Source organism: Enterobacter sp. Y17 (genome assembly GCF_019730495.1).
Taxonomy (GTDB): Bacteria; Pseudomonadota; Gammaproteobacteria; order Enterobacterales; family Enterobacteriaceae; genus Enterobacter; species Enterobacter asburiae_B.
In genome coordinates this window covers 1-12,313 of sequence record NZ_JAASKP010000003.1, presented here as the reverse complement: position 1 = coordinate 12,313, position 12,313 = coordinate 1, and the positions used below count along the sequence as shown (strand labels likewise).

The 12,313-nt window shown below is 57.2% G+C and carries 5 protein-coding genes and 2 pseudogenes; 4 read left to right on the top strand and 3 right to left on the bottom strand.

The window, feature by feature from the left end:
- Positions 1-3: 3 nt before the first annotated feature.
- The 4 genes from HCH49_RS16255 to HCH49_RS16240 all read left to right on the top strand — a co-directional run bounded on the left by HCH49_RS16255 (position 4) and on the right by HCH49_RS16240 (position 4,875).
- Positions 4-705 carry a response regulator gene (locus HCH49_RS16255; protein ID WP_221703001.1) on the top strand — a complete coding sequence of 234 codons (702 nt, stop codon included), beginning with the start codon at positions 4-6 and terminating at the stop codon, positions 703-705.
- 168 nt (positions 706-873) lie between these two features.
- The gene (locus HCH49_RS16250) at positions 874-1,962 is read left to right on the top strand and encodes an ABC transporter substrate-binding protein (protein WP_023309072.1); all 1,089 of its coding nucleotides are present in this window, start codon (positions 874-876) and stop codon (positions 1,960-1,962) included.
- Positions 1,963-2,042: 80 nt separating this feature from the next.
- A complete protein-coding gene (locus tag HCH49_RS16245; RefSeq protein ID WP_023309073.1) occupies positions 2,043-3,812 on the top strand; it encodes an iron ABC transporter permease in 1,770 nt (589 codons plus the stop codon).
- A complete protein-coding gene (locus tag HCH49_RS16240) occupies positions 3,805-4,875 on the top strand; it encodes an ABC transporter ATP-binding protein (protein WP_121932230.1) in 1,071 nt (356 codons plus the stop codon). The genes HCH49_RS16245 and HCH49_RS16240 overlap by 8 nt, the downstream gene beginning before the upstream one ends.
- Before the next feature lie 428 nt (positions 4,876-5,303).
- Here HCH49_RS16240 and HCH49_RS16235 read toward each other — a convergent pair whose 3' ends face one another.
- The 3 genes and pseudogenes from HCH49_RS16235 to HCH49_RS22395 all read right to left on the bottom strand — a co-directional run.
- Positions 5,304-5,552 (bottom strand): hypothetical protein, encoded by a 249-nt coding sequence (locus HCH49_RS16235; protein ID WP_058841043.1) that lies wholly within the window; start codon positions 5,550-5,552, stop codon positions 5,304-5,306.
- Between the two features lie 2 nt (positions 5,553-5,554).
- Positions 5,555-8,335: pseudogene (locus tag HCH49_RS22400) on the bottom strand (hemagglutinin repeat-containing protein); the annotation flags it as partial.
- A gap of 45 nt (positions 8,336-8,380) precedes the next feature.
- Positions 8,381-12,313, bottom strand: a pseudogene (locus HCH49_RS22395) (hemagglutinin repeat-containing protein); the annotation flags it as partial.

The following is a 12,313-nucleotide window of genomic DNA, read 5'->3' as shown; positions in this document are numbered from 1 at the left end:
AGCATGAGCACCACCCGACCACTTGACGTTGTGATAGTTGAAGATGAGCCGCACCTGGCGGAGCTGCATCGCGAGTATATCGAGCAGAATTTCCATTTGCGCGTGGTGGGCATCGCCGCGTCGATTGACCAGGCATGCAGCCTGATTCGTCAGCATCAGCCGCGGCTTATCCTGCTGGACAACTATCTCCCGGACGGTAAAGGCGTTGAGCTCATCGATAATCCGCTGCTGAAAAGCTACGAATGCTCGGTGATTTTCATCACCGCCGCAAGCGATATGCAGACCTGCAGCCACGCCATGCGCAGCGGCGCGTTTGACTACCTGATTAAGCCCGTCTTTTTCCAGCGCCTGCACGCCTCGCTGGAACGGTTTATGCGTTTCATCCACACCGTGCAGCAGGTGAAGGTGGTCGACCAGCATGCGCTGGATCGCCTGTTTAATCTTCCCGCCGCGGAAGCCTCCATTACGCCGTCGACGAAGGGCATTGAACCCCAGACGCTGGAACGGATTAAAAACCTGTTCGCCGAGCATCCCGATACCGCGATGTCGGTTGAAGAGGTGGTGGAAAACGTGGGGATCAGCAAAACCACGGGGCGTCGCTACCTTGAATACTGCGTGGAGAGCGGGTTAATCAGCGTCGAAATGCTGTATGGCAATATAGGTCATCCGCGAAGGTTATACCGCAAAGCGCCCGATAAACCGTAATCCAGAATCGTTCACAGGCTAACGTTCGCGGATTTTATGGTGTTAATTGCTGAAACGACGGCGACAATCACACTTCGGAATCATTGCCCGCTTCACCCTCTTGTGGGTGGAGCCCGATACGCTATGTTGACAATTAGTTCCTCAAATGTAACTAAAAGGTTAACTATAATGTCGAACACGTTCCGAATTTCTCTGCTTACCGCTACTGTACTGTTCTCTGCTTCTGCACTCTCTGCCCTGCCGCAGGGCTATCCTGCTGAATATCAAAAAGTTGTTGATGCCGCAACGAAAGAGGGCAAGGTTGTTATTTACTCCACCACCGACATCAAGGCCGCCGGACCGCTGATCCAGGGCTTCGAAAAAACCTACCCGGGCATTAAAGTCGAATACAACGACATGAACAGCACCGAGCTGTACAACCGCTTCATCAGCGAACAGGCCTCCGGTGGCGTGAGCGGCGACGTGGTCTGGAGCTCCTCTATGGACACCGGCCTGAAGCTCGCCACCGACTACGCCATGGAGTATAAATCGCCGGAGCAAAGCCAGCTGCCGAAATGGGCGGTCTGGAAGGATAAGGCTTATGGCACTACCTATGAGCCGGTGGTCTTTATCTACAACAAGCGCCTGATCCCGGCTGGCGACGTGCCGGATTCTCACGCCGCGCTGGCGAAACTGATTGCCAGCCAGACGGACAAATTCAAGGGCAAAGTCACCACCTACGACATCGAAAAATCGGGTCTGGGCTTTATGCTTTCGGTTCAGGATCACAACGCCGATCCTAATTACTTCAAAACCCTGGCCGACGTCGCCAAAGGTGGCTTATCGGTGCAGTCGTCTACCGGCACCATGATGGAGCGCGTCTCCTCCGGTGAAAACCTGATCGGCTTCAACATCCTCGGTTCCTACGCGGAAGCGCGCGCGAAGAACGATCCTTCGCTCGGCATTTCCTATCCAAAAGATTACACCCTGGTGCTGTCGCGCGTGTCGTTCATCAGCCAGCAATCGCAAAACAGCAACGCCGCGAAGCTGTGGCTGGACTATGTGCTGTCTGAACAAGGGCAAAACATTCTGGCCAATCAGGCGGATATTCCCTCCATTCGTAACGATATCGAAGGGAAAAATGATATCGACGGCCTGACCAAAATCCTCGGCAACGCGCTGAAGCCAATTCCGGTTGATGAAACGCTGCTGGAATACCTGCAGCCGAAAAAACGCCTGGAGTACATCAAAGAGTGGCGTACCGCCGCCGGTAAATAAGCGTCTGAGCGCGGCGCAGGCCGCCGCGCTCCCTTATCGACTGAGTTCGTTTTTCTGGGCTGCAACACCAGGGATACCCCATGAATACATTACGCAGAAAGTGGCAAAGCCTGCCGCGAGGCATCGTCGTGCTGATAACCGCCCTGGTTATCTATACGCCGCTGTCGTTTATCGTGATACAGAGCTTCCTGTCCGCCCCGTTCTTTTCGCCGTCAAAAGAGTGGAGCTTTGAATCATTTGAATTTATTTTCACCGACCCTGATTTTTATAAGGCCCTGAAAAGCGGCTTTATTCTTGCTTTCGGGCTGGTCTTTATCTCCATTCCGCTGGGCGGCGTGCTGGCGTTTCTGATGGTACGTACCGACCTGCCCGGCCGCCGGCTGATTGAGCCGCTGATCCTGGTCCCGATTTTCGTTTCACCGATGGTGCTGGGCTTTGGCTACGTGGTGGCCGCCGGTCCGGTGGGCTTTCTCTCCCAGTGGGCTCAGGCGCTGATTGGTTTTGTGCCGTGGAATATCTACGACATGTCGAGCATTGTGGTCATCGCCGGCCTGACGCACGTCCCGCACGCCTATCTGTATATCTCGTCAGCGCTGCGCAGCGTGGGCTCCGATGTGGAAGAAGCCGCGCGCACCGCAGGCGCGTCGCCCTGGCAGGTCATGACCTCCGTCAGCCTGCCGATGGTGCGCCCGTCCATTCTGTACGCCACCGTGCTGCTGTTCTTCCTCGGGCTGGAAGTGTTCGGCCTGATGCTGGTCCTCGGCGACCCGGAAGGCAACATGGTGCTGGCGACCTATCTCTATAAGCTGACGAACAAGATGGGCACCCCATCCTATAACCTGATGGCGGCGGTTGCCGTGGTGCTGATCTGCATCACAATCCCGCTGGTGATGCTCCAGCGTCGCCTGATGCGCACCGCCAACCGCTTCGTCACCATGAAGGGCAAGGCTTCGCAGGCCCGCGCGCTGCCGCTGGGTAAATGGCGCTGGGTGGCTGGCGGAGTGATTGCCTTCTGGCTCACCGTCACCATCGGCGTTCCGCTGCTCGGCGTGGTATTGCGCGCGTTTATCTCCAACTGGGGCGTGGGCGTTTCGCTGTGGGACGAGCTTTCTCTGAACACCTTCCGCACCATCTGGGCGCAGCCCAACCTGCTGCGCGCCATCGTCAACTCCATGGCGATTGGCGTGATTGGCGGCGCGCTGGCCGTGGTGTGCTACCTGTTTGTCGGCATTGCCATGCACCGCAAGCCGGACAACACCACGCGTTTTCTGGACTACAGCGTGCTGGTGCCGCGCGCCGTGCCTGGCCTGCTGGCGGGTCTGGCGTTCCTGTGGGTGTTCCTGTTCCTGCCGATGTGGCTGGATAACTCGCTGAAATCCGGCTGGCTTTCCGGGTTCGCCTGGACCGACTGGATGCGTGAAAACGTCATCGTCTGGCTGCGTTCGCTGCGCAGCACCATTTTCAGCGTCTGGCTGGCCTATACCGTGGTGTGGATGGCTTACGGGCTGAGGCTGATCTCTTCCACGCTGCTGCAGGTGGGGCCGGAGCTTGAGGAAGCGGCGCGCAGCACCGGGGCGACGCGCGGGCAGATCACCCGCCACGTCACCATCCCGCTCTCCCGCTACGGTCTTATCGGTTCGTGGCTGCTGATGTTCCTGATCTTTGAGCGCGAATATTCAACGGGTGTGTACCTGCTTTCACCCGGCACGGAAACCATCGGCTCGATGCTGGTGTCCCTCTGGGCCGCGGGTGCCATCGATATCGTGGCGGCGCTCTCTTTCATTAACATCCTGCTGGTCGTGGTAGGTCTGGGCATTGCCCTTCGTTTCGGAGTGAAAATACATGATTGAATTAGCGGTTGACGATCTGCACTTAACCTACGGCGACAATCCTGTTTTAAAAGGTGTCTCCATGAACCTGAAGCGCGGGGAAGTGGTCTCCCTGTTAGGCCCCTCCGGCAGCGGTAAAACCACCCTCCTGCGCGCCGTTGCGGGTCTGGAAAAACCGACGCAGGGGTCCATTGTCATTGGCAATAATAAAGTTTACGACGGCACGCCGCGCAGCGAGGTCCCGGCGGAAGAGCGTAACCTTGGGCTGGTGTTCCAGTCCTATGCCCTGTGGCCGCACAAGACCGTGTTTGAGAACGTGGCCTATCCGCTCAAGCTGCGCAAAGTCCCGGCCAAAGAGATCCAGCAGCGCGTGCAGGACGTGCTGGACCAGCTGGGTCTGGGCCATCTTGGCAAACGTCACCCGCACCAGCTCTCCGGCGGACAGCAGCAGCGCGTGGCGATTGGCCGGGCGCTGGTCTACAACCCGCCGGTGATTTTGCTGGACGAACCGCTCTCTAACCTCGACGCCAAGCTGCGCGAAGAGGCCCGCGTGTTCCTGCGCGAACTGATTATCAAGCTCGGGTTATCCGCGCTGATGGTGACGCACGACCAGAACGAAGCGATGTCGATTTCCGACCGCATCCTGCTGCTTAACAACGGCAAAATTGAGCAACAGGGCACGCCGCAGGAGATGTACGGCTCGCCGAAAACGCTTTTTACCGCCGAGTTTATGGGCAGCAACAACCGCCTGCACGGCAAAGTCACCGAAGTGCGCGACGGCAAAGCGCGTATCGAAGGAAAAGGTTGGGTGCTGTGGGGCCAGGCCGGTGAAGGGGTACAGAGTGGTGATGAAGGCACTGCGGTGATCCGCGTCGAGCGCGTGGCGGTGGTCGAGGGACCAGGGGAAAATCAGCTTGAGCTGCCGCTGCTCACCAGCATGTATCTCGGCGACCGCTGGGAGTACCTGTTCCGCACGGTGGGGGATGATTTTGTGATCCGCGCGTATGGGCATGAGGTTCGGGATCCGCAGCACTGCCATCTTTCGTTGCCTGAGAAGCATGTTTGGGTGTTCCCGAAAGGGTGAATGTGAGGAGAAAAGGCTGCGGGATGCAGCCTTTTTTGCTTTGACAATCCTGCGTAGAGCCAATGCTGCCAGCGCATCCATACCTTCCACTGCGAGCTAATTCCCATCCAGAGCCTGATTTGCCATCTCCCCCAATAGCTGACCAGGCTTCAGTTTTCATCAGGTTTTTTATGGTATTTGCAACACCCTGATGCTTACCTTCCAGGGCGTTTAGAGCTTTATTGCAGTAACTGTCACCTATCGCCAGGCTCTCAGAGCTACTGCACCATCAGCAGCATAGTCTGCGGAGCCTATTGAAAAATCTCCGGTTTCAGAAAGGGTATCGATGATAGCGTTAGTCGTTGCAGGTAATGGACCTTCACCCACCTTGTCTCTTTTTCCTGACCGATAAAAGTAAGATCCCGGATTGGCGGCCGGGAGCTCTAATATCATGATTCCAATAATCGCAACCAATCATTAAAATCATCAATACCATACAAGTAATCTCGATCTGAGGAAGGAAGATCGACAGCACCTAAGCTTTGAATCACTTTCCAGGCAACTTGATCGGTGATTCTAATATCATCCGCATCAATAATTGAAAAAGCCCATTGAGCAACGTAGGTTCTGTCTACCACACCCACTTTCAACTTATTAATTACGCTAGAAATTTCGTAACGCGTTGGAAGTTCGTTCATATTTATCTCCTTCCTTGATAATTCCCATCAGCATCAAAAATATGGTGGTTCTTATCATTAGTAACGGGTTTCGGAGCCACACTACGAATATTGCCAGCATGATCAAGTGTTTCATACCAAGTTCGGGTTTGACCTGTTTTTGGATCCCACTCTCTTACCAGTCGAGCTCCAGCCATTTCTCCAGTTGTTCTGGAAGGCGTCATATCACCATAAAAGCGATAATTTCCATTCTCCAGTTCCTTAACCCCAGCTTGCCCATATTTCTCAGCCTGTCGATAGTATTCTTTTAGCTTCGCTCCTTCCAGGGAACTAACTGCACGCCCCCCATCTTTTGCTATTCCACCGCCACCTTTCAGCAACTCTCCGTCTGCATCCTCAATTCCAATTTTCAGCATTGGATTAATATCGAAGATATTTGGTTTGTCCTTACTCAGCGAGTTATTCTCAACCTCCACCTTCGCCGTTTCAGACGCCGTCGCCGCCATGGAGACACTGCCATCCGTCACCGCAGCGCCTGCCAGCCCACCCGCGATACTCACGAGGCTACTGACCAGCCGTTTCTCCTCTGCAGTCAGGTCACTGGATTTTTTATCTCCATACAGCGCGCTGACCAGGTGGTCGGTCATCGCCGAGGCCGTAATGGCTCCAATGGCACCAGCCTTCAGGCCATCCGTACTGCTCCCGCCACTCAGCTGCGTCAGCGCCGCCGCCACAATACCGTGCAGCGCGGCACGGGCTGTCGGGTCTTTCTGCTCCTTGACCAGGGTCGCCAGCAGAGGGGCCGCCCCCGCTGCCGCGCCTGCCTTCAGGTTACCGCCAAGCGCACCTGCCAGTAATCCCGCCGCTGCGCTGCCCTTCGTCCAGAAGGCACTCCCCGGACCGTATTCGGTATTCTGATATCCGGGCTGCGTCTTCAGGAACGCTTCCTGCTCCTGCGGCGTATCGCCCTGCAGTTTTCCTTCTGACGCCAGCTTCGCGCCCAGCGCCGCATTGGATTCACGCGCTTTCTGCTCCGCATACTTGCCGTAAGCATCCAGCGCAGAGGTAGCCAGGGCCGCGCCTTCGCTCTGGACCGCCAGGTTATCCCTGACCTTCTGCACATCACCGTTCACGTCCACGCCGTGGTGGGCGTCAGCCGTATCACGGCTCAGGTCAGCAATATCCTGTTTCTGTCCCGCCGGGTTGCGAATGACAATGCTACCGCCACTCACCGCTGATGAGGTCGTGCCGGTGTGGATCTCTTCTGCCTGGCCCGTACCGATGGCCGGTGCCAGGTTGCGGTTTTCACCGTTGCCGCTGCCGCCCGCGCTGCCGGAAAGCGCCACCGTGTAGCCGTTGCCGCTGGTCTGGCTCTCGTTGTGGAGATTACTGAAACCCAGCGTTCCCGTGTCGAGGCTATTTTTATCTGCAGACGCCGTGGATGCAATCACCGCGCCGTCAAGCTGGGTATGATTTCCGGTGGTGACAGCAAAGCCGCCCTTGCCTGCGAATATCCCGCTCTGTTCAGCAACGCTCTTACCATTCTGGGTGATATTCTCACCCGATGCACTGACGCTACCGGAAGAGGCACCATAACACAGCGGCGGTATGCACAGGCTGAGGGACGCGCCTGACGAAGACTGCCTGCTGTCATAACTGGCCGTATCCTGCACGCTGCTGATGGTGAGATCGCGCCCGGTGTTGACCACCACACGGTTACCTTCCAGCTCCGCACCTTTCAGGGTGGTGTCGCGTCCGCTGTTCACCGTAAGCTGTTCATCAGCATGGACAACGCTGTTCGTATTGCGCTGCGACTGGCTGTTTTCCTTGCCCTTATGCTGTGACGCTCCCAGCTCCACCGAGATGCCGTTTTGCGCACCAATCAGGCTCACACCGACACCGACGCTGAACTGGCTGCCGCTGTTTTTACTCTCAGAGTGGGTTGTGTTCTGGGAGGCAGACAGCAGAATATCCCGCCCCGCATCCAGCGCCACGTGTTTACCCGCGATCTGTACCCCCATACCGGCAATGTCATTTCCGGCACGAACAGAGACATTCTCGCCGGCATTAATGGTAGTGCCCTGCGTGTCGGTACTGTGGTAACGACTGTCCTGAGATGACGTCCCCGCCGTTAAAGACACTTTAGCCTTGATGAGCGACGAGTCCGACATAGCGCCCTGCGCCGCGGTTGCCGCCGACTGGCCTGTTCTGATGGCGGTCAGCCGTGGATCATCGCCATTTTCTGCGCTGCGGGCGGCCGTCTCAGCGGCTTTAGCAGCCTCAACAGCCCAGCCCCCAGCAGATGCCGTCACACCATACTGGGCGCTGCTGCTGTGGTTTTCACCGTCACGGGTATCCCGGCTCACCCCCATGAGGACATTTTCGCCACTGAGTGAGACCGATTTACCGGCACGGATATCCGTACCTGACAGGGAGAGATCGTTACCGGCCTGCGCGACAACGTTACCGTTTTTGCTGCTTAGCTGGCTGCGCAATCCGTTTTCGAGGCTGCTATCTTCCCGACTGCTGTTTTTTTCATGGCGGTAGCCTGCCGTGGCGCTGTAACCATCGCCTCCCAGAGTCCCCAGCAATTTGCTGCTGCCGCTGCTCTCACTGCGCGATGTATCGCGTCCGGCAGAAACGGATATATCCCCATGTGTGGCTGACAGCAGAAGATCGTCCGTGGCGGTCATCAGGCTGCCGCTGATATTCACGCTGCCGTCACGACTGTTAACGTAAATATCTGAGCCCTGAATGACCGACGCGTTTTGTGTGGTTCGGGTGCCGCTACTGTTGCTCTCCGCCTTGCTCATCCCACCCGGCAGGAGCTGATTGCCGTGGGAACCCCCACCCGAGATGGCGCGAACAGCACTTCCGGCGCTCAGGGCGCTCGAAAGATTCCAGCCGCTATTTTTAGTGCTGCTGCCGTATTTTTCGCTGTCTGTGGAGGTGGTGATATCAACGTCGCGTTTCGCATCGAGGATCACCGTTTCACCGGCCTTAGCCTGGCTTCCGGCAATCAGGATATTGCCGCTGTTGCTGCCTCCCTGTTTACCGGTGGCAGTCATCTGGATATTGCCTGCGGCGGCAAGATGGCTGCCGCTGTTAAACTCGCCCTCGTAGTGCGACTCAGAGGAAGAGCGGGTGCTTCCAGCGGAAATAGCCATCATCTGCCCTGGTCCGTCAAGCGCGAGCGCACCGCCTTCCGCCCCCAGCCCCTTCACTTTATCGACGGTGCTATTGCCACTATTGCCACTATTGCCCTTACCGCGCACGATATCGCGCACGTTACGCACAGTGTCTTCAAATGGCGCTTTCACACTGACCGTAACGCCAGACGATTTGGACTCCTGCTTCATGGACTCAGTGGTCGTATCCCGTCCAGGAAGGATGGCGATGCTGTCGCCAGTGATATCGATATGGCCGGTTTTGCGGGAGGAATCATCCTTCGCTCTTCCGGCAACCACATCTGCCGCACTCAACTGGACGTCATTTCCGGCGCTGATGATGACATTACCGCCAGCAGTGCCCACCGTGCTGCGGGCATCGCTCTGCGTCGTATTTGCCCCCTGTCGGGTGCTTTTTGAAGACTGCGACCCGATGGTGATACCCAATCCCGACCCGCTGGAGAAAACGCCGGATTTCTTCGTCTTCTTCATGTCGTAGTACGTGTCGGTGTTGGTTGCTGCCTCCACGGTCAGATCATTTCCAGCCTTCAGAGCCACATCGCGCTCAGCGGCAACTGATGAGCCCTGCACCGTCAGGTTGTTACCAGCCCGGAGAGCAACGTTGTCGCCGGAAAGCTGCGTACCTTTCTCACGCGTATGCGTCTCTTCGTGGATGGTGTGAGTGGTTTTCTTGCTGAGGAACCCACCGGACGTCTTTTTCTCCTCCCGGTACGCATAGTCACTTTCCGTCGCAGTGGAAAGGGTGATATCCCGCCCAGCGGCCACGGCTGTATTGCCTGCGGCATAGACATCTGCAGCCTGTGCCGTTACATCCCGTCCGGCGATAACAGTCACATTCCCGCCCGCAGTGATGTCGGTTCCCGACTGGCGAACCGACTCGTTAATCACTTTTTTACGGCCTGATTTATAGCTGTCGCCCTGCGTGGTCTCTTCCGCAGCCAGATTCACGTCGCGACCCGCCTGCAGCCCGACGCTTTTCTCCGCCGCCAGCGCGGCGGCCCGGGCGTTGATATCCTGCCCGGCCTTCAGGACCAGGTTATCGCCTGCGGAAATCGTGGTGCGGTCGAGCCCGGTGCTGTGGGACTCGCTTTTCCCTTTCCGGCTGCTTTCGCTTGTCTGTGCCGCGTTCAGGTTCAGATCGTTGCCCGCGCTCAGCCCCGCGCTGCCGCCCGCCTTCAGGTCGCTGGCGGTCACGTCAAGGTTGTGCCCGGCATTCACCAGCAGGTTGCCGCCCGCGGTGACGTTACTTCCCTGATACGTGACGGAGGAACGGCTGGTTTTCTCCCGGCTGGAGCTGAATGCGTCGTTGATCTGATTCGCGTTGACGGCAATATCGCCCCACGCGTTCAGCAGCATATCGCCGCCGGAGGCCAGGTTCGCCCCGGTAACGGTGATGTTTTTACCCGCCTCAAGCGACAGGCCATCCTGCGCGGTAATGGACGCCGTGTTCCCCAGCAGGGTGTCCTTCAGGCCGATGTTGCCGTACTTCCCGCCGGCGTTGATATCAATCTGCTCAACCTGCGTCAGGTTGTTGATGCTGCCGTCCAGGCTCTCCAGCGCGACCGTTTTGCCGCTGATGGTGGAGCTGATGTTATTGATATCGCCGATGGCGCTCAGGTTCAGGTCGCCGCCCGCTTTCATCAGGCCGTTGCTGAGGTTGCTGATGCTGTTCTGGCTGTCGAGCGTCAGGCTGTTTTTCGCCAGCAGCGAGCTGCCGCCGTTGGTGATGCTGCCGCCCTTCAGGGTGACGTTGTTGCCCGCGATCACGCTGCCGTTGTTGACGGTGACGTCCTTCGGCGACAGGTAGAGTTTCGGCACCATCACCGTTTCGCCGTTGACGGTGGCTTTCTCCCACCACAGCAGGCTGTGGTCGAGCGCGGCAATCTGATCGGCGGTCAGCGAGACGCCAAACTGCAGGCCCAGCGACTGCTGCGCCGCCGCGGCGTTGTCCATCAGATAGCGCATCTGATCCAGATCGGAGCCGATGCCGTTCAGGTAGCGGTTACCGGTCTGGTTGAGCACCACGTTGGAGACATAGCGGGTATCGAACGCCGCATCGCCGAGGAAGCGGTAGTCGTAGTCCGGGTTCAGGTTGAGGCGGCCAAGCATATAGGACGAGCCGAGGAACTGCTTCTCGTCGGTAAACGCCAGCCGCGTCTCCTGCGGCGCCGTGGACGACGGTTTGACCCCGAGCATTGCGTTCAGGTCGGCAAACAGGGCGGGATCAAGCTGTCCGAGACCGTTCAGTTTCGGGTTGATGCCGATCAGGTACGGGCTTTTCGGGTTGTCGGAGAAGACAAAATAGCCGTTGTTGCCCGACGGCAGCGGGTAAGCGCTGGTATCGACGCGCTGGCCCTGATAATGCCCGACGGCGCCACCCTGAGCGGTTCTGAGATCGGCCGTGGTGACCCCGGCGTTTGCCAGTGCGCCCAGCTGGCCGAGGTTCGCGTTGCCTTTCTGCGTGGTGGCAACGTTGCTGAGAGGCGTACCGGACGCGCCGCCGTTTTCCAGCGCGCCGCCGCCGTTAAGCTGCTGCAGCGCCCCCTGAAGCCGATCGTTCCACTGCGGCGAGGTCACCGCCACGCTGCCGGCAGCGTTCAGCCCCTGTTTTTGCACACCGCTGCCGATGGTCTGGTTGCTGAGGGTGTTCAGCGACGGGGTGGAGATAACGTTGCTGACGCCGCCTGCGTTGGCGGTGGTACTGGTGTTGCTGATGTTGCTGGTGAAGTTTGCGGTGACGTTACCGCCCGCCTGGATGACGGCGCGGTATAACGAACCCGGTTCAAAAGATGAATCATGTCCAGTTAAAGCGAAGATTACCGAATCATTATTGAAGGTAATATTTTTTGCTGAAGACAGCTCATTCGTAGCGTACTTAGGCTTAACGTTTTGATATTTAGATGAATATTTATAAACCAAATACTCGTTCTGAATACCCTCTTGCCAACTTTGATTATTAAGCGTCCCACCAGCAAGAATGATGTTTCCTTCTGCAAGAATATTGCTAGCCTGGTTATCCAGAGACGTTGCGTATAGAGCTAAGTTTTTTCCTGAATTGATACGACCAGCAGGGTTATTGCCTCCGGTAACCGTTGTAACAGTATTTGACGTTACAAATTTTTGCGTCGAAGCATCCTTAAACGGTGCATAGTAATAAAACATCGCCTCATGATAATTACACCCACCGTTTTGCCCCCCAGCGCAAGTGCCCGTTTGCCATCTTTGTAACTGGGAGTAATAACCATAACTCCCTTCAGCTAAGGCTGTGACAGGGACATTTATAACCGATTCACCTGTCATCCAGCTTTCTGTTGGCATTGAGGTATGCACAGTTGTTGCTTTCAGACCATCCCTTTGATTCAGCAAATACCCGGTACTGATCCCAATATCCCCATTCTGCGTCTCAATATTCCCCGACGTGTTCACCACCTGGCTGTTCGCATTCCCCGCCGCATCACGCTGCATCCACAGGTTGTTCCCCGCCATGATGTCGCCGCGCCGGTTGGTGATGCTGTCGGCAAACAGCGCCAGGTTATTCGCCGCGTACAGCAGCGCGGTGTTGACGATGGCGCCCGGCGCGCTCAGGGTCAGCGA

What these genes read in the sequence shown, in the direction of transcription:
- HCH49_RS16255 (WP_221703001.1), top strand. Translation starts at nt 4, where the DNA reads ATGAGCACCACCCGACCACTTGACGTTGTGATAGTTGAAGATGAGCCG.
- HCH49_RS16250 (WP_023309072.1), top strand. Translation starts at nt 874, where the DNA reads ATGTCGAACACGTTCCGAATTTCTCTGCTTACCGCTACTGTACTGTTC.
- HCH49_RS16245 (WP_023309073.1), top strand. Translation starts at nt 2,043, where the DNA reads ATGAATACATTACGCAGAAAGTGGCAAAGCCTGCCGCGAGGCATCGTC.
- HCH49_RS16240 (WP_121932230.1), top strand. Translation starts at nt 3,805, where the DNA reads ATGATTGAATTAGCGGTTGACGATCTGCACTTAACCTACGGCGACAAT.
- HCH49_RS16235 (WP_058841043.1), bottom strand. Translation starts at nt 5,552, where the DNA reads ATGAACGAACTTCCAACGCGTTACGAAATTTCTAGCGTAATTAATAAG.